The organism is Bacillus sp. YKCMOAS1, assembly GCF_030268125.1.
Taxonomy (GTDB): Bacteria; Bacillota; Bacilli; order Bacillales; family Bacillaceae; genus Bacillus; species Bacillus safensis.
Window position 1 is genome coordinate 706,351 of record NZ_BSEI01000001.1, and the last position, 17,116, is coordinate 723,466.

The window sequence follows — 17,116 nt, forward strand, 5'->3', positions numbered from 1 at the left end:
GAATGGTACGATGTGATATGAGGTGTACCATGATTCAAAATAGAAAAAGGTTGTTTTTTGCTGTGAAGGAGGTTTTCCAATTTGAAGAAGGAAGCATTTGCATTTCGTTTTCACCATTCTGATGTTACATTGCCGGCACAAATATGGTCTGTTGGCTGGGAGGTTCAATCATCTTCTTTATACAGCTGGAATGGCGTGGAGCGGAAGGATCAGGGCAAGTGCATCTTTCAGCTCACACTGTCTGGACACGGCATGATTGAAATCGGACAGAAGCGGTTCAAAGTCTTGCCAGGGCAGGCCTTTCTTGTGAAAAGCCCAAGTGCCTATCAATATTATTTTCCAGAAGACAGTGAGCATTGGGAATTTCTCTATTTGACGCTTTATGGGGAAGCCTGCGATCTTTGCTTTGACCAATTTATAGATCAAGGAAAGCAGGTCATGCGTTTTCATCCTAATTCCAAACCGATCCGCCTGCTGAAGAAAATTTATGATGAAGCCAGTGAAAGACGGATTACCAATCCATTTGAGGGGTCTAGCCTTGCTTATCAATTTGTCATGGAACTGTATTCATATTTGCCAAAGCTTGAGGGACAAATGGAGAAATGGCCTGAGCCTATCGTTCAAGCGGCCTTGTTTGCCAGCCATCATTTTCACGAGGAAATTGGCCCAGACGATATGGCAGCTGCGGCACGTTTATCCAAAAGTCATTTTACGAGGGAATTCAAAAAGGCCACTGGCTTCACACCTATTCACTACTTAACCAATATCCGGTTAGAGAAGGCGGAAACATTACTAAAAACAACGAAATACTCGATTGAAGAAATTTCCATACAGTGCGGCTACCGAAATGCGAATTACTTGAATAAAGTCTTTCGAAAGAAAATCGGCATGTCTCCAAAGCAACTACGGGAAACAAGCGATGCATAATAAAAAGCAGCCGCTTTATCATTGGCTGCTTCTTTTACGCTTTTGACAGGTCAACATGAATTCTCCCTTGTCTTAAAACAATGGTCATTTGCGTATCAGGGGTCATTAAGTTTTCTAAAATGTCCGTTGCCGTTTGAAGCGCAATGTCCATTCGGTTGATCTTTTCCTTTTCTTGTTCCGAAAACACTTCTGGATGTGCGGTCATTTCTTTGACTAGCCTCAGCACTTGTTCATGCTGCTTTTCTGCTTGTTGATATATGACATCATATAAGTCGTCTGGCCTGCTGCTCATTTCACATCACCTATCTTTTTTATGTGTTAAATCGCATCTTCTTTTGTTTTCTTGAAGACGAACCATTTACTGGCGACATAATTGACCACCACAATCACAAAGTTGACGAGAATTTTTGCGACGGTTTCATTGAGCGCCATTTGGCTCACAAATAAAATCATCAGCCCCAGATCTACACCTAGAGACATGAGACGAACACTAAAAAATGAAGAAAGTTCACGCATGAGGCTTTTTGTGTCACGAGCCTTTTGCTTGAAGACATACTTCTTATTGGTGATATAAGCAAAGAGAACAGCAAATACCCATGAAACAACCGTAGCTGTTTTGTAATCCATGGAAAACATCTCAACGAATAAATAGAAGCTGACGATATTGACAATGGTTGTACACACACCCATCACAAGATACATGACAACTTCTCGATACTTTTGAAAAAGGCTATACATGTCTTTCTTCATTCCTTCTTGGTGGTTTCTGTTTCTTTTAGAATACCATCTTAAGAAGAACTTCCCAAACGAACAATATGTACGTCCTGTAAAGATGAAATTTGTTCTACTCGATGGCAAATGTCAACACAATTGGTTTATATGAGTCAAATGTTTTAGGTCTTTTTCATTATTTTAATTTATAATCTTTCAACTGACTTTACAATTGTTTATTATTAGAAGTAAGATTTCAATATTTATGGGTTTTTTAGTCATTTTTTTAGGAACGTGGTAGGTGATAGATTTTACAAAATAGGTTAAATGTCATCATTTTTCGACAAAAATTTATTTTGTGCTGTTTTCAACCACACGTACAGTTACTAGACGGTTTGTTCAAGTCATTGGTTGCAGTGAATATGTCTTATTGAACTGGAGGATATTATGGATACGCAAGTGAAAAGAAGAGTTGACGAAGAGTGGGTTTATTTGATTCAGGAAGCGAAAAAAATTGGACTAGGCATCGAAGAAATACAAGCTTTTTTAACATCCAACGGTGATCAGAAGATGATAAACAAACCGTAAATCAACGCCGTTATCCTTTGTCTTTCAGACTGCTTTGGCTAAAAGTTCTGACCTGTCAATTGACCTTTTGAAAATCCTTTCATGACGATACGCTACAATAATTGAACACCTCTCCATACCAATCCCTTCACTCAATGGGGTTCTGTCTTTCTATATTAGGAGGACAGTCCACTTCCCGTTCTCTATATGATCCCTTTTTAGTTGCATTCATGAAAATTGTCCTTCTCTCGTTATAAAACCAAGCTGCCCACCCATATATTAACCATGAAAACAATGAGAAAGCAGAAAGGTGGGTAGAGCGTGAGTTCAGATTCCCTTTCGTATTATCACCAAAAAAAGGATCAGTATTATCATGGGGTAAACCCGGTCATCGTCAGTCGTATTCGCGCGGAATGGACGTCTTTATTGGATATCGGATGCGGCACAGGCAAGCTTGGAAAAGTCCTGAAACAAAAGGGCCGAACCATCTATGGCATTGAGTCATTTGAAGACGCAGCAAAAGAGGCTGAGCAAGAGCTAAATCATGTTCTCTGCGGAAATATTGAACAGATGGCTCTCCCTTATGACCATGAACAATTTGACTGCATTATTTTCGGAGATGTCCTCGAGCACTTATTGGACCCTTGGGCCGTTTTAAAAAAGGTGAAACCCTTCCTTAAAAAAGAGGGTGCCATCTTGTCATCTATTCCAAATATCGGCCACATTTCAACGGTTTTAGAATTACTAGCCGGCAGATTTACTTATACAGATGCAGGGTTAATGGATCAAACCCATTTACGCTTCTTCACGCTTCACGAAATACATGCACTCTTTCATTCAGCGGGTTTTCGCATTCGCGAATTCGAGGCTATTCGCGTACAGCATCCTTCCTATGCAGGCGTGTTGAATGACCTACATGAATTACTCATGAAACACGGCATTCGTTCTGATTTTCACGAGGCTGCTACAGCCTATCAATATGTAGTCGAGGCGGTTCCATTTCATGAGTAATCCGACCATCCTGTTTGTTTTATGTGTAAATGATGAATCGATGTTTCAGGCTTGTTTCCGGCAGCTCGCTTCGCTTCCGGCTCCTCATGGATACCATGTGGAGGTCTTACCAATCAGACAGGCATCAAGTATGACCTCTGCCTATAATGAAGCCATCACTCATCCAGCTCAGTTTAAAATCTACCTTCATCAGGATACCTTGATTGTCAAACAGCATATGCTGCTCGAGCTCATCCCCCTTTTTTTACAAAATCCATCACTTGGCCTGGTGGGCGTGATTGGAGCAGAAAGCGTGCCTGACAATGGAATTTGGTGGGAGAGTGCTGATTGCAGGGGTAAAGTCATTGAATATCGCCACGACACCTATCAGCTGCTTTCGTTTGAAAAAGACCGTCAGCAGCCCGAAGTGCAAGATTATATCAAAGCTGCGGCTATTGATGGTCTATTCATGGCAACACAATACGATGTGAGGTGGCGTGAGGACCTCTTTGATGGCTTTCATTTTTATGATGTCTCGCAGTCCTTTGAATTCACTCAGCAGGGCTATGAAGTTGGGATTGCAAAACAAGAAGAGCCTTGGTGTATTCATAAATGCGGAGATCATTTTGACGCAGAAGCGTATGAAAAAGCGAGAGAACAATTTCTTGCAAATTATCGATAGAAAGCACCCTTTTCGGGTGCCTTTTTTATGATATACTGTCATAAACAGCCAGATCGTCTCATATGCATTGGAGTACCTTGTCCCTAATTCGTACAAAGGAGGAAACAATGGCAGACAAAAAAGTTCATTATAAGAAGGTTGCCGCTTCAGAGGATTTTCGAAAACTTCTTGAGGAAAAACGCAGATTTATCGTACCGATGACGATTTTCTTTTTTCTCTTTTACTTTTCACTTCCGGTTGCTACATCCTACTTCACCTTTTTGAACACGCCGGCAATTGGCGCGATCTCATGGGCTTGGTTATTCGCCCTCACACAATTTGTCATGACCTGGGTTTTATGTGGACTTTATGCAAAAAAAGCGGCTAAGTTCGACAATTATGTAAGCGCTTTAAAAACTGAATCAAGAGGTGATGACGAATGAGCATGACCGCTTTTATTTTGTTCGTAGCGATCGTAGGTCTCACATTGGTCATCACATATTTTGCTGCAAAAAAAACAAGCAATGCGAGTGATTTTTACACAGCAGGCGGAGGTTTGACCGGGTTTCAAAACGGCCTTGCCATTGCTGGCGACTATATGTCTGCTGCATCCTTTTTAGGGATTGCTGGAATGATCGCGTTAAACGGATTTGACGGCTTTTTCTATAGCATTGGTTTTCTAGTAGCGTATCTTGTCGTTCTTTACGTTGTGGCTGAACCGCTACGAAATCTAGGGAAATATACGATGGCAGACATGATCGCTGCACGATTTAAGCGCCCTGCCATTCGAGGGGTTGCCGCCTTTAATACCATTACAGTCTCCACTTTTTATATGATTGCACAGCTTGTTGGAGCAGGTGCGTTAATCAAGCTGCTTCTTGGCATTGATTACTGGATCGCAGTGCTGATCGTGGGTGTCCTGATGACCATTTATGTCGTGTTTGGCGGCATGATTGCGACCAGCTGGGTACAGATCACAAAGGCTGTGCTTCTCATGCTTGGGACGCTCATTATTTCTCTGCTTGTGTTTGCAAAGTTTGATTTTAGTCTGCTAAAGATGTTTGAACAGATGAAAACTGTAACCCCGCTTGGTGAATCGTTTCTTCACCCGGGAAATAAATATGATGTGCCTTTAGAAACCTTGTCTCTTAACCTCGCCTTAGTGCTTGGGACAGCAGGTCTGCCGCACATTTTGATTCGTTTTTATACAGTAAAGGATGCGATTTCTGCGCGAAAATCGGTTCTTTCTGCTACTTGGATCATCGGGATTTTTTATTTAATGACGGTTTTCCTTGGCTTTGGTGCTGCTGCCTTTGTTGGAACAGAAGCGATCACAGCAGCAGATGCAGCCGGAAATATGGCCGCACCTCTTCTGGCACAAGCCCTTGGAGGAGATTTATTATTTGCCTTTGTTTCCGCTATCGCCTTTGCGACCATATTGGCAGTGGTGACTGGTCTTGTTTTATCCGCCGCGTCAGCTTTTGCCCATGACTTTTATAGTCAGATTATCCGCAAAGGAAAAGCGAGTGAGCGGGAGCAGGTGAAGGCGGCACGCTTTGCTTCAATCGGCGTGGCGATCCTCTCTATCATTCTTGCATTATTTGCCCAGTCCTTAAACGTCGCTTTTCTTGTGTCTCTTGCCTTCGCAGTCGCAGCGAGTGCGAATTTACCTTTAATTATCTTCACTGTTTTTTGGAAACGATTTAACTCTACGGGTGCTATCGCCGGAAGCTTAACAGGCCTTCTAAGCGCACTGATTATCGTCTCGCTCAGCCCAAGCGTCTGGGACCCATCAGGAGCAGCCATCTTCACAGGAGAGCCGCTCATCCCGCTGTCGAACCCTGGGATTATCTCGATTCCACTCGGATTCCTTGCCGCATACTTAGGCACGATATTCTCGTCTGAAAAAGCAGATGAAGACACCTTTTCGGAAATTCAAGTAAAGGCACATACAGGCATGCATATGGATACTGATTCATAAGGAAAAGCCGGCTGCTCAGCCGGCTTTTTTGTGTTCTTCTGTTCAAGTCTCAGTAAGGTATAAATTGGCTTTTCAACTTATTTTTATACTTCTCTAACCTGGCAACCCTTCTAAACGTGATGAGAGAGCAGCATGTAATGATGATTAACAGAATTTCATGAACTTCCCCTATGTTATCAACCACACTCTTCATTCCTATCCCTCCCCGTAATGAATCTATTTATCGTTATGTATTTCCTGCAAGATGTCATTCCTATGTTATCATGTTATACACATACTGGAAATTATTTAAAACGATAAGAAAGAAGTAGGATGACGTATGCAAAGGATTTATTCCGCAAAATTATTATTCGAATCCATCTCATCACCAAGCAGTATACCCGATAAAATCTTTGAAGAACGAATCGTCTTGGTAAAAGCTAAGAACCAACGTCAAGTGAAGAAAATAGTCAAACAAGCCTTCCCAGAGGAAACCTATGATAATGCAGAAGGTGGCCAAACTAACATAAAATTAGCAGCCATTCTAGATATTTTTGAGCTTGTAGATCACTTAGAGCAAAAATCACTACACTTGAGTGAAGTGTACAGCCGCCACCTTATTTTTGATGAAGAAACATCTGTTCAAGAAGCCATCGAGGCCTATGCTTTAGACAAATAAAAAAGCCGGCTGCTCAGCCGGCTTTTTAATAGCGCTGGAATAACTCTGGGTTTTTCGGAACGTTTTCTAAATAAACGATCTTCCCTTGGTCGTCCAGCTCTGCGATATCAATTCCTTCTGCTGTATAGACACGGCCATCAGAAAGCTTTCCGCACACGGCCCAGTTTGTTTCATACTTCCCATCTTCTCTTTTAACCCATCCATCCCACATATGCTTAATGTCATCATGTACGTGGAAAAATGTGTTCAAAAATTGTGTGAATGCTTGGATTCCAGGCTTCTGGGCGCCATTTAAGACAATCATGACATCGTCAGAAAACAATGCCAGCAATTCATCCAGCTGCTCCTGCCCTTTTCCTGCTTCATCGTATCGGCGAAAATATGTATCGAGCACTTCCATGTTCATTCTCCTTTATTTACCTGTCATTTCGAAAACAATCGAACTATATAATTGTACACATTTGTTTCTCTCCTGTCTATTTTCCCCGACATAAGAAAAGACATGAATTGATTCAATCCATGTCTCCCTCAGATCAAAGAGATGCTTTTTCTGCTTCAACAAGTGATTTCAGCTTTTCTGCTGCTTTTTTTGGATCGGTGCTCTGGCTAATGGCGCTAATGATGCTAATGCCATCTGCCCCCGCTTGTATGACTGGTGCAGCGTTGTCGTATGTGATCCCTCCGATACCCACAATCGGAATTTGAAGGCCATGACGGCGGACTTCAGTAATCAAAGACACCCCCTGGACACTGCGTGTATCCTTTTTCGTTTCCGTTGGATAGACTGGGCCCATCCCGACATAATCTGCTCCGTCTTTCATGGCTTGTTTCACTTCATCTAGGTTATGCGTCGACACGCCTAATATTTTATTACCGATCCTTTGTCTGACGTGTTTTGCGTTTGTGTCTTCCTGTCCAACATGAACGCCATCTGCATCTAGATCAATCGCTAGCTGTACATCATCATTCACAATAAAAGGAACATTTGCTTCTTGGCAAAGCGCTTGAATTTGACGAGCCAATTGTTTCTTCTCTTCACCCTGCAAGACTTTTTCACCCTTTTCACGAAATTGAAACATGGTGATTCCGCCTTGAATGGCCTCGTTCACAACATCAAGCGGCTGTCTCGTTGAATTTGCTGTTCCCATAATAAAATAAACCGATAATTGCTGTTTGATTTGCTCTTGATCAGCCTTTGTCATGTGAAACTCCCCCTAATTTCCCTAGTGTCAGAACATCATCGCCGGTTGTGTGTTCTAGTGCGTTTAACAATTCCATTTGAAAGGTCCCCGGTCCTTTATCCTTTGTGTGCAGAGCTGCCTTTTCAGCTGCCACACCATAAAACAGCAATGCAGCGGCCGACGCATGAAGCGGCCTTTCACCTGCTGCACAAAATGCTCCTATGATAGATGTCAGCAAGCAGCCGGTTCCCGTCACCTTGGTGAGCCATTCATGTCCATTATGAATGGACAGTACCTCATTTCCATCTGACACCACATCGACTTTTCCTGTGATCACCACTATTGTCTGAAGTACAACGGACGCTTGTTTGGCTAATGCCAATACATCTCCATTCGCCGCTTTCGCATCAACGCCTTTTGATTCCCAGCCATCCACTCCAAGTAAATGAGCCACCTCAGCAGCATTTCCTCTGACCACGGTCATTTTCACATTCTCTAACAGCTGTTTAGCTGCATTCGCTCGAAACGTTGTCGCACCGACGCCGACAGGATCTAACAAAACAGGTACACCTTTTTCATTGGCGGCTTGTCCAGCGAGAATCATGGCTTCCACCGTCTCCTTGGTCAGTGTGCCAATATTAAGCACAAGTGCATCCGCTAATTGCGCCATTTCAGCTACTTCTTCTTTGGCGTTTGCCATGACTGGCGAAGCACCTAAAGCAAGCAGTCCATTCGCTGTGAAATTCGTCACGACTTGATTCGTGATATTATGAACGAGTGGATTTTCCTCTCGAACCTTCTCCAATAAATGAGACGCGCGGCTTGTCTTCATCTGTATCATCCTCCCTTTTACTCTGCATCCCACACGTAAGATTTCGTATGCTTTAACCATTCTCTTGCCGCAAACGACAAATAGCGGTCTTTTCGCCAAATGACACCTAAATGCCACGGGATTGATGGGTTTAGGGAAATGACCTTTACTTTTTCAGGATCAAGATCACGGCAGATTCGTTCTGGCAGAAGTCCAATCCCTAAGTTTTCAGCTACCATTTCACTAATGAAATCCCACTGAGACGTTTCATAAATGACATTTGGCCGGAATCCCGCATTCATACATTCATTTAAAATCCGGCTGTGCAGAACAAAATCTTCTCTAAAGAAAATAAACGACTCTTCCCTTAAATCAGCTAAATGTACCTCCTCACGACCGGCCATCGGATGGGATGGATGCGTCACGAGCTTCATGTTCTCTTTAATAATGGTGTACGTATGAAAAATTTTATCATTTGCAGGCAGAACAATGACACCAATATCTAACGACCCATCCTCGACCCCTTCCTCTACTTTAATGGAGCCGTGCTCGACCAATTGAAATGTGACATCTGGATATTGCTGGCGGAATTCTCCCATGACATTCGGGAAGAAACTTGACCCAATCATCGGGGGCAGTCCGATTCGGATATGCCCTTTTTTCACATTCATTAAATCATTTAATTCGCTCGTTAAATTCTGAAATGACTGCGTGATTTCACTCGCCTGTGTATACATGGTTTGGCCGGCATCTGTCATTTCAACCTGCCGTCCATTTCGGTAAAACAACTGCACCCCCAGCTCATCCTCCAAGTTTTTGACCATCTTGGAAATGGTCGGCTGTGATACGTAAAGGGACTGCGATGCTTTCGTGAAGCTCTTTAATCTTGCCACTTCTAAGAAATATGTTAAATGTCTAATGTCCACATACTTCATCCTTCCTATAGACAAAAGGAATAATTACTATTCGATATATGTATTTTACCTATAACTAAACGTGCTGTACACTTTAAAGTAAGCTCATCAATTGGAACGTTGTCATGTTTTTGTGAAATAGTGAACAATTTATATAGAAAAAGGAGTGAACAGAAAGTGAAATTGCTCAAAAAGCCGCTGATTGCTGCCCTTCAGATTATGGTCTTGTTTATTTTTGCGAAATTCATGAATGTGCTGGCGGCCTTTTTGCATTTAAGAATCCCGGGCACGATCTTAGGCATTCTTGTCATTTTCTTATTACTTCATTTTAAGATCATTCAATTAAAATGGATAGAACTTGGCGCCGTATGGCTGCTCGGAGAACTGCTGCTTTTCTTTATTCCATCAGCAGTTGGTGTCATTGATTATGGAAAACTGCTTTCTCAATCTGGCACAAGTATTGTCCTTGTCGTCTTAATTAGTACGTTTGTGGTCATGCTCTCAACTGGTATCATGACGCAAATGATTGCGAAACGAAAGGAGCGAAAAAAGCTATGTTAGTTGGCGGACTATTTCTGATCTTAACAGTTCTTTTATATCTCGGATCAAAAGCGGTGTACAAACGGCATCCAAAGGTTTATGTCTCACCATTACTTGTCACTCCGCTTGTTCTTGTCGTCTTGCTGTTAATCGTCAACATTCCTTACGATGCTTACAATCAAGGCGGGAAATGGCTCACGAATATGCTGCAGCCTGCGACTGTTGCTTTTGCCATTCCTTTATATAAGTATTTTCATATCCTGAAGAAGCATGCAGTGGAAATTCTTTTGAATGTGGCTTGCGGCTCTATCATTGCGATTTTATCAACGGCATTTATCGCCAAGTTATTTCATCTGGACACAGGCCTTATTGAGAGCCTTGTCCCAAGATCGGTCACAACGCCTGTAGCAATGAGTGTGTCAGAAATGATCGGCGGCATGCCGTCTGTTACGGCTGTCTTCGTCATTTTAACCGCACTGTTTGGATCGATTATCGGTCCAATGGTGATCCGTTACTTCCGCATCGATAATGACATTGCCATGGGCGTCCTGCTTGGAACAGGTGCACACGGTGCAGGAACATCGAAAGCCTTTGAAATGAGCTCCGTCTCAGGGACGATCTCAAGTGTATCGATGATTATTTCAGCCATTATTACATTATGTGCAGCGCCGCTCCTCATGTCGTTTGCCTTATAGAAAAAAGCCATTCCTTATCGGAAATGGCTTTTTCTTATGCTTGTATGAAGACAACCTTTAAATAGTTTCCTTCGGGATAATCCTTCGTTGTACGAAAATCCTCAGGAAGTGTATATTCTTCAAGAATCCGATAGGTTTTCCCTGATTCTTTAAAGGCCTGCGCAATAAATCCTTTGAACTTCTTCATGCCAAATGCACTGCTATTCGTTGATGCCACAATGACGCCGTTCTCAGCTGTGATTTGGATGGCTTCTTTTAATAGCTTCTTATAATCCTTCGCCGCACTGAATGTGTGCTTTTTCGTTCGTGCAAAGGAAGGCGGATCTAAAATGACGAGATCATAGGTCCAGCCTTTTTTCGCTGCAAACGGAAAATATTTAAAGACATCCATGACTTTGATATCCTGCCCGTCCACATCAATATCATTGACTTCAAACTGCTCAGATGTTTTTTTCAAGCTACGGTTTGCAACATCCACACTTGTCGTACGGCTCGCTCCACCAAGCGCAGCTGCTACTGAGAAAGCGCCTGTGTAGGAAAACGTATTGAGCACAGTCTTTCCCTTTGCATAACGATCTCGAATCGCTTTTCTCACATGACGCTGATCAAGGAAAATGCCCGTCATCGCACCATCATTTAAGTAAACTGCTACGTTCATGCCGTTTTCTTTCACGATGAGAGGAAATTCACCTTTCTCTCCCTTCACAAAATCATCATCTTCAATATACTGTCCAGACGTATCAAATCGTTTCTTCTCATAAATACCTTTATAGTCTGGATAGACGTGCTCAAGTGCAGCCAATACTTCTGCCTTTAATGTATAGACTCCTTCGCTATACCATTGGATGAGGTAGAATCCGTCGTAATGATCAATCGTGACGCCGCCAATTCCATCCCCTTCTCCGTTGAACACACGAAAAGCAGTCGTCTGTGCATCACGAAATAAATGCGTTCTGCTTTTCGCTGCCTGCTCAAGCCTAGAGACAAAAAAAGCTTGATCTATTTTTTCGTTTGCATCAAAGGTCAGTACCCAGCCGATTCCTTTATTTTGCACACCATAATACCCTTTTCCTAAAAAAGTGCCCCGCTCATCTACCCATTCAATGAGCTCGCCTTCCCGTACACCGTTCACATGCGATACTGCATCTTTAGAAATGAGCGGATATCCCTTCTTCACTTGTTCCGCAAATGTTTGTTTTAATGAGATTTTTTTCATTTGTGTCATCCTTATCCTAAATTGACTCTCTCTATCCTACCATATGAATGTATACGTTACTTCTATTATGATAAGATGAGGAGAAAAATATCAACATGACATAGAGGAGGCACTTCGTTTGACGACATTACGCTTAGATCATACAGGTATTATGGTTTCGAATATTGATCAGTCGATTGATTTTTATGAAAAAGTGGTGGGGATGAAATTAAAGGACCGCATCACTCATACAAATGGAGTGATTGAGCTTGCATTTCTCGGTTTTAAAGATGAAACCGAAACGGAAATTGAGCTCATCCAAGGCTACAGCAGTGACCTGCCATCTGAAGGGAAAGTCCATCATCTCGCCTTCACAACAGACAATATTCATGCTGAATTCAATCGTATTCAAAAGCTGCAAATTGAATTAATCGATGAAGAAATCACAACATTACCAAATGGATATTGCTACTTCTTTTTCAGAGGACCAGACCAAGAATGGATCGAATTCTTCCAGCGCTAATATTTCCTAGGAAATCGGGCCGCTAAATCTATCTTCCATTTATTCACAAAGAAAAGAGTAAGAGCATATACATGCCCTTACTCTTTTTTATAACACCTTACTAAGAAATGATTTTGTACGCTCATGCTGCGGGTTTCCAAAGAGAGCCTCCGGTTTATCTTCCTCGACAATATATCCGCCATCCATAAAGATGACACGGTCTCCTACCTCTCTTGCAAAGCCCATTTCATGTGTCACTACAATCATGGTCATGCCTTCCACAGCTAATTGTTTCATTACAGCTAATACATCCCCTACAACTTCAGGATCAAGAGCTGATGTCGGCTCATCGAATAATAGTACTTTCGGGTCCATTGCCAAGGCTCTTGCAATGGCAACACGCTGTTTTTGTCCACCGGATAATTGGTTAGGGTAGCTTTGGGCTTTGTCTTTTAAGCCGACCTTTTCAAGCAAGTCTAACGCTTTTTCGGCCGCTGCCTTCTTTTCAATGCCTTTTACCTTTATCGGTGCGATCGTAATGTTTTCTAAAACGGTTTTATGAGGAAATAAATTAAAGTGCTGAAACACCATGCCTACTTCTTGTCGTACTTTATTGATATTCACCTTCGGGTCTGTAATCGTGTGTCCGTGGACAACGACTTCTCCAGCAGTGATATCTTCTAATTTATTGAGGCATCTTAGAAACGTGCTTTTCCCTGATCCAGAAGGACCAATGACACACACTACTTCCTTTTCCTCGATGACTGCATTAATATCCTTTAACACTTCGTGATCGCCAAAGGATTTCTTTAAGTTTTTCACCGTAATCATACTCATTTGATATCAAATCTCCTTTCTGCGTAGCTAGCCAGTAGAGAAAGTAAATAAATGATCACGAAATAAATGACACCGACAATGAGCCAGACATTCAATGGATCAAATGTAGCCGATGCTTGAACTTGTCCTCGCTGCATAATATCGGCAATCCCGATAATAGATAAGAGAGATGTATCTTTCAAGCTGATGATGGCTTGGTTTGTAATCGCTGGGAGCATGCGGCGGAAGGCCTGCGGAAGGACGATAAAACGCATGTTTTGTCCCCCTGTAAAGCCTAATGAGCGCGCAGCTTCTGTTTGCCCTTTATCAATGGACTGAATCCCTGCACGAATAATTTCAGAGAAATAAGCCCCTGCATTAATCGCTACTGTAATAATCCCTGCTGGCACTCGATCAAGCGAAATGAATTCCAGTGTATTCAAACCAAAATAAATGAAGAATAGCTGTACGATAAATGGTGTGCCTCGAATGGCATTCACAAAGACGAGTGCGATGAAATTTAAGATTTTAAATGGTGACAGACGGAATAATGCCACAATTAACCCGATGATAAAACCTAAAATGATGGCAACAACAAAGATATATAAAGTGGTTTGCAGACCATCCATTAAATATGGAAATGCATTAATAATTGTATCCATGTTTCTCCCTCCCTAATTCACATACGGCTGACACATAAAGAAAGCGCGCTCGGAGCGCACCTCGCTTGTGTTATGACTTCAAATATTTATCAATAATTTTGTCATATTCACCGTTTTTCTTTAGGTTCTCCAGACCTTTATTGATTTTCTTCAATAGGTCTTGATTTTTCCCCTTCATGACAGAGATACCATACTGATCTCCATTCAAGCGGTCTCCAACTGTTTTCAATTTTAAATCTTGTTGTGCGATCGCATACGTAATGACAGGATAATCCTCAATTAAGGCATCTGCATTTCCGTTTGATACTTCTTGGAACATAGATGGGCTGTCATTAAATTGAACGACTTCATACCCATATTTATCTGCGTTATCAGATGCAAACTTTGCACCAGTCGTCCCGTTTTTAACAGCTAGCTTTTTCCCCTTTAAATCATTAATTGATTTGATGCTGCTGTCCTTTTTCACAACAACTGTCAGCCCAGCGTCAAAGTAAGGATCTGAGAAATCTACTTTCTTCTTACGCTCATCTGTAATACTCATCCCGCCCATTCCAACATCAAGCTGTCCTGCCTGCATTGCTGGAATGATACCTGAGAAGTCCATAGCTTCCAGCTTCACTTTGAAACCTTGATCTTTTGCGATTGCATTAATTAAATCAACGTCTATGCCTTCATATTTACCGCCCTTTTCAAATTCAAATGGCGGATACGTTGTATCTATCCCAATTTTATATGTGCCTTTGCCTTCTCCCGAACCACTGTCTGATTTTGATCCACAGGCTGCCATGACAAGCACAACAATTAGTCCCATGATCAATAACATCGATTTCTTCATAAAACACGACCCCCATTGTCAGTTTTGTCTAAATATTCGCAATAACAATAATACTATAACACGCTAAAGCTATAGTGTGTGATATTTTTTATCAATACCAAAGATCCATACAATTCTAGATCAATAGTCTCTTTAAATTTTACTTTTTTGCGAATAACTCATTTTATTCTAAAAGAAGAGTCATTCACAATTATAATGTAAGATAATCTTACAAAAAAATGAGGCATCACCTTGATTAATGATGTTTTTTTCTAGTATACGAAAGCAAACTCAACAACCGGCTTCCTCGCTTTATTGATATTGTAATATATTTTTTTCAAAACCCTCTTTTTACCTAAAAATATGTAAGCGTATACATAATGTCGCCTTCTCCCTATTTCTTTCACTACTGGTTTAATTTACATCAAAAAACATGTTTTACAAACTGCATGAGAGAGCTTAAAATATAAGAATATACTGGAATATGGAAAGTTGATTCAAAAGAACGGATTTTGATAGATGAAGAAAGGAGGATATGAATTGGCAGAAGCAGGTGTTTTGTCGTCCGTAGATGTAGCAAATATGCTCAATGATTGGTATGTCATGATGAAGAAAAGAGAGATACAAGGTGCCATCCAGTTAAAAGAAGACATTCTTCAAGCGTTTGATCGAATGGAAGAAAATCAAGACGTCTTACTTTACTATCAACTGCTAGAGTACCGTTTTAAAGATCTAATAGAAGATACAGCTTCGTTAGATCATAGTCTTTTTGTTGATGAAAATGCCATCCGTACGGATGATATGCTCAGCTATTATTTCTATTTCTTTAAAGGGATGTATGAAATGCGCAGAGGCAATCAGGATACGGCATTTCACCATTTAAAATTGGCCGAGGATAAATTAGATCTCGTGCACGATGACATTGAAAAAGCCGAATTTCATTATAAAACAGGGTGTCTTTACTATAATATCAGGTCCACGCTTCTCTCCATCCACCACTTAAAGATGGCTTCATCTATTTACGACGCAGATCCATGTTATGTGAAAAAATCAATCAGCTGTCAAATGATGCTTGCTTTGAATTATGCGGATCAGTCAAAATATGATGAGGCAGAATCGTTGTTCGAAGAAGTGATTCATTCACTAGAAAAGATGGAAGATCCAGATTTACTTGGACACGCCTATTGCAATGCAGCCTTTATTAAAAGTCTAAGAAATGAATACAGTGAAGCTGTGCCACTCCTTGAAAAGGCTTTAATGATAGAATCATTCGAAACTTCTTCTCCAGGCGGCTATTTACTTGCCATGTACGCCTACACAAAAGCACTATTTAAGCTGAAAAAGCCAGGTTTGTTCCACTATTATGTACAGCTTTCACTTCAAAAAGCAGAAAATTTAAAACAACGAAACATTTCACTTAAATTATCCATTTTAGAAACACTTATGATTCAGCCAGACAACATGATTGAGCAAATCAAGTCTTATTGTGATCAATTAGAATCGATGAATTTCCTTGTTGATCTTGAAGCTATTTGTCAGGATGCAGCTGCTTACTTAATGGATCTTGGACTTCATGAAGAATCCTCTTATTTTAGAAACAAGGCATTATCCTTAAAAACTTGTTAAGAATATGGAGTGATGTATGATGAAGAAATGGCTTATCACAAGTGCGATTTTTACCCTCTTGATAACAGGTGTTTCTATTGGTGCTTCCGTTCAAAAAGACAGCAAATCTGCACTATCTCAAGATATCATTCAAAAGAGGGATCGTGGAACCAACCCTTAATATGAAAAAAGCAGCTGTGAACAAAACAGCTGCTTTTTTATGTGTTAATCAATTTCTCGTTTGATATTTTGCATTTTTTCATCTAAGTAATGGGCAATATCTGCGGCTTCCTTCAGTTCATCAGTCAGTTGATGAGGAACATCGTTTTGCAGTTTATAATAGATTTTATGCTCTAGACTCGCCCAAAAATCCATCGCTATGGTCCGCACCTGAATCTCAACCTTCACATACTCCACACGATTCGTTAAGTAGACAGGAATCTCAACAATTAAGTGAAGGCTTCTGTAGCCATTTGGTTTCGGATGTTGAATGTAGTCTTTCACCTCAAGGATCTTTAAATCCTCTCTTTGCCTCAATACATCCATAATATTATAGATATCTTGAATAAAAGAACAGATGATGCGGACACCTGCGATATCATGGATATGCTCCTTGGCACATTGTGTCGTGATGTCGCATCCTTTTCTGGCTAGTTTATTCACTATGCTTTCAAAGGATTTGATCCGTGATTTTGTATGCTCTATTGGGTTGTGTCCATGGATTAAATTATACTCCTGGCTGATAATTGAAAACTTTGTATCCATTTCATCTAATGCAAATTTATATACTAATAGTTCATTTTTCCAGTCTTCCATGACATTTTTCAAATCTTCTACATGAGTTGCTGACATATTCATTTTCTTTGTCATCTCCTTTTGGGAAACG

The 17,116-nt window shown here is 41.1% G+C and carries 23 protein-coding genes; 12 read left to right on the forward strand and 11 right to left on the reverse strand.

Annotated elements, in window-relative coordinates:
- Positions 1 to 81 precede the first annotated feature (81 nt).
- On the forward strand, positions 82 to 927 hold the full coding sequence (locus QSJ46_RS03630) for an AraC family transcriptional regulator (RefSeq protein WP_285604292.1): 846 nt from the start codon (positions 82 to 84) through the stop codon (positions 925 to 927).
- A 34-nt stretch (positions 928 to 961) separates the two neighbouring features.
- Here QSJ46_RS03630 and QSJ46_RS03635 read toward each other — a convergent pair whose 3' ends face one another.
- Positions 962 to 1,219 carry a hypothetical protein gene (locus tag QSJ46_RS03635; protein ID WP_285604293.1) on the reverse strand — a complete coding sequence of 86 codons (258 nt, stop codon included), beginning with the start codon at positions 1,217 to 1,219 and terminating at the stop codon, positions 962 to 964.
- A gap of 26 nt (positions 1,220 to 1,245) precedes the next feature.
- The gene (locus tag QSJ46_RS03640; protein ID WP_039182392.1) at positions 1,246 to 1,677 is read right to left on the reverse strand and encodes a GtrA family protein; all 432 of its coding nucleotides are present in this window, start codon (positions 1,675 to 1,677) and stop codon (positions 1,246 to 1,248) included.
- 408 nt (positions 1,678 to 2,085) lie between these two features.
- On the opposite strand from QSJ46_RS03640, the gene QSJ46_RS03645 reads away from it, so the two are divergent.
- The 6 genes from QSJ46_RS03645 to QSJ46_RS03670 all read left to right on the forward strand — a co-directional run bounded on the left by QSJ46_RS03645 (position 2,086) and on the right by QSJ46_RS03670 (position 6,495).
- A complete protein-coding gene (locus tag QSJ46_RS03645; RefSeq protein ID WP_008345506.1) occupies positions 2,086 to 2,226 on the forward strand; it encodes an anti-repressor SinI family protein in 141 nt (46 codons plus the stop codon).
- 300 nt (positions 2,227 to 2,526) lie between these two features.
- Positions 2,527 to 3,216 (forward strand): class I SAM-dependent methyltransferase, encoded by a 690-nt coding sequence (locus QSJ46_RS03650; protein ID WP_144489854.1) that lies wholly within the window; start codon positions 2,527 to 2,529, stop codon positions 3,214 to 3,216.
- Positions 3,209 to 3,877, forward strand: a complete 669-nt coding sequence (locus tag QSJ46_RS03655) for a glycosyltransferase family protein (protein ID WP_107162873.1) — start codon at positions 3,209 to 3,211, stop codon at positions 3,875 to 3,877. The genes QSJ46_RS03650 and QSJ46_RS03655 overlap by 8 nt, the downstream gene beginning before the upstream one ends.
- Positions 3,878 to 3,984: 107 nt before the next feature.
- Positions 3,985 to 4,299, forward strand: a complete 315-nt coding sequence (locus QSJ46_RS03660; RefSeq protein WP_024423845.1) for a DUF485 domain-containing protein — start codon at positions 3,985 to 3,987, stop codon at positions 4,297 to 4,299.
- Positions 4,296 to 5,837, forward strand: coding sequence for a solute symporter family protein (locus tag QSJ46_RS03665; protein WP_285604294.1), 1,542 nt, complete (start codon positions 4,296 to 4,298; stop codon positions 5,835 to 5,837). Before QSJ46_RS03660 ends, QSJ46_RS03665 begins: the two co-directional genes overlap by 4 nt.
- A gap of 319 nt (positions 5,838 to 6,156) precedes the next feature.
- Complete coding sequence (locus QSJ46_RS03670) at positions 6,157 to 6,495, forward strand: DUF4288 domain-containing protein (protein ID WP_047203664.1); 339 nt, start codon at positions 6,157 to 6,159, stop codon at positions 6,493 to 6,495.
- Positions 6,496 to 6,520: 25 nt separating this feature from the next.
- Here the strand turns inward: QSJ46_RS03670 and QSJ46_RS03675 are convergent, their stop codons facing one another.
- From QSJ46_RS03675 to cidR, 4 genes are all read right to left on the reverse strand, one after another.
- Positions 6,521 to 6,895, reverse strand: a complete 375-nt coding sequence (locus tag QSJ46_RS03675; RefSeq protein WP_107162871.1) for a nuclear transport factor 2 family protein — start codon at positions 6,893 to 6,895, stop codon at positions 6,521 to 6,523.
- Positions 6,896 to 7,028: 133 nt separating this feature from the next.
- Positions 7,029 to 7,697 carry a thiamine phosphate synthase gene (thiE, locus tag QSJ46_RS03680; RefSeq protein WP_107162870.1) on the reverse strand — a complete coding sequence of 223 codons (669 nt, stop codon included), beginning with the start codon at positions 7,695 to 7,697 and terminating at the stop codon, positions 7,029 to 7,031.
- Positions 7,684 to 8,508, reverse strand: coding sequence for a hydroxyethylthiazole kinase (gene thiM, locus QSJ46_RS03685; RefSeq protein WP_107162869.1), 825 nt, complete (start codon positions 8,506 to 8,508; stop codon positions 7,684 to 7,686). The genes thiE and thiM overlap by 14 nt, the downstream gene beginning before the upstream one ends.
- Positions 8,509 to 8,525: 17 nt before the next feature.
- Complete coding sequence (gene cidR / locus QSJ46_RS03690; RefSeq protein WP_039182411.1) at positions 8,526 to 9,413, reverse strand: cidABC operon transcriptional activator CidR; 888 nt, start codon at positions 9,411 to 9,413, stop codon at positions 8,526 to 8,528.
- Positions 9,414 to 9,578: 165 nt separating this feature from the next.
- Between cidR and QSJ46_RS03695 the strand changes: the two genes are divergently transcribed.
- On the forward strand, positions 9,579 to 9,962 hold the full coding sequence (locus tag QSJ46_RS03695) for a CidA/LrgA family holin-like protein (RefSeq protein ID WP_080967207.1): 384 nt from the start codon (positions 9,579 to 9,581) through the stop codon (positions 9,960 to 9,962).
- Positions 9,956 to 10,636 (forward strand): CidB/LrgB family autolysis modulator, encoded by a 681-nt coding sequence (locus QSJ46_RS03700; protein ID WP_047203669.1) that lies wholly within the window; start codon positions 9,956 to 9,958, stop codon positions 10,634 to 10,636. Before QSJ46_RS03695 ends, QSJ46_RS03700 begins: the two co-directional genes overlap by 7 nt.
- Positions 10,637 to 10,670: 34 nt before the next feature.
- On the opposite strand, the gene QSJ46_RS03705 is transcribed toward QSJ46_RS03700, so the two are convergent.
- Positions 10,671 to 11,852 carry a class I SAM-dependent rRNA methyltransferase gene (locus QSJ46_RS03705; RefSeq protein ID WP_269773700.1) on the reverse strand — a complete coding sequence of 394 codons (1,182 nt, stop codon included), beginning with the start codon at positions 11,850 to 11,852 and terminating at the stop codon, positions 10,671 to 10,673.
- A 118-nt stretch (positions 11,853 to 11,970) separates the two neighbouring features.
- On the opposite strand from QSJ46_RS03705, the gene QSJ46_RS03710 reads away from it, so the two are divergent.
- On the forward strand, positions 11,971 to 12,354 hold the full coding sequence (locus QSJ46_RS03710) for a glyoxalase GlxA (protein ID WP_024423854.1): 384 nt from the start codon (positions 11,971 to 11,973) through the stop codon (positions 12,352 to 12,354).
- An 87-nt stretch (positions 12,355 to 12,441) separates the two neighbouring features.
- Here QSJ46_RS03710 and QSJ46_RS03715 read toward each other — a convergent pair whose 3' ends face one another.
- The 3 genes from QSJ46_RS03715 to QSJ46_RS03725 all read right to left on the reverse strand — a co-directional run bounded on the left by QSJ46_RS03715 (position 12,442) and on the right by QSJ46_RS03725 (position 14,646).
- Entirely contained in the window at positions 12,442 to 13,170 is a 729-nt protein-coding gene (locus QSJ46_RS03715) for an amino acid ABC transporter ATP-binding protein (RefSeq protein ID WP_039182423.1), read from the reverse strand.
- Positions 13,167 to 13,811, reverse strand: coding sequence for an amino acid ABC transporter permease (locus tag QSJ46_RS03720; protein WP_024423856.1), 645 nt, complete (start codon positions 13,809 to 13,811; stop codon positions 13,167 to 13,169). Before QSJ46_RS03720 ends, QSJ46_RS03715 begins: the two co-directional genes overlap by 4 nt.
- Before the next feature lie 70 nt (positions 13,812 to 13,881).
- Positions 13,882 to 14,646 carry a transporter substrate-binding domain-containing protein gene (locus QSJ46_RS03725; protein WP_024423857.1) on the reverse strand — a complete coding sequence of 255 codons (765 nt, stop codon included), beginning with the start codon at positions 14,644 to 14,646 and terminating at the stop codon, positions 13,882 to 13,884.
- Between the two features lie 519 nt (positions 14,647 to 15,165).
- On the opposite strand from QSJ46_RS03725, the gene QSJ46_RS03730 reads away from it, so the two are divergent.
- A complete protein-coding gene (locus tag QSJ46_RS03730; protein ID WP_224929818.1) occupies positions 15,166 to 16,251 on the forward strand; it encodes a Rap family tetratricopeptide repeat protein in 1,086 nt (361 codons plus the stop codon).
- 19 nt (positions 16,252 to 16,270) lie between these two features.
- Positions 16,271 to 16,411 (forward strand): hypothetical protein, encoded by a 141-nt coding sequence (locus tag QSJ46_RS03735; RefSeq protein WP_181286088.1) that lies wholly within the window; start codon positions 16,271 to 16,273, stop codon positions 16,409 to 16,411.
- 44 nt (positions 16,412 to 16,455) lie between these two features.
- Here the strand turns inward: QSJ46_RS03735 and ywaC are convergent, their stop codons facing one another.
- Complete coding sequence (gene ywaC / locus QSJ46_RS03740) at positions 16,456 to 17,088, reverse strand: GTP pyrophosphokinase YwaC (protein WP_039182427.1); 633 nt, start codon at positions 17,086 to 17,088, stop codon at positions 16,456 to 16,458.
- Positions 17,089 to 17,116: the final 28 nt, after the last annotated feature.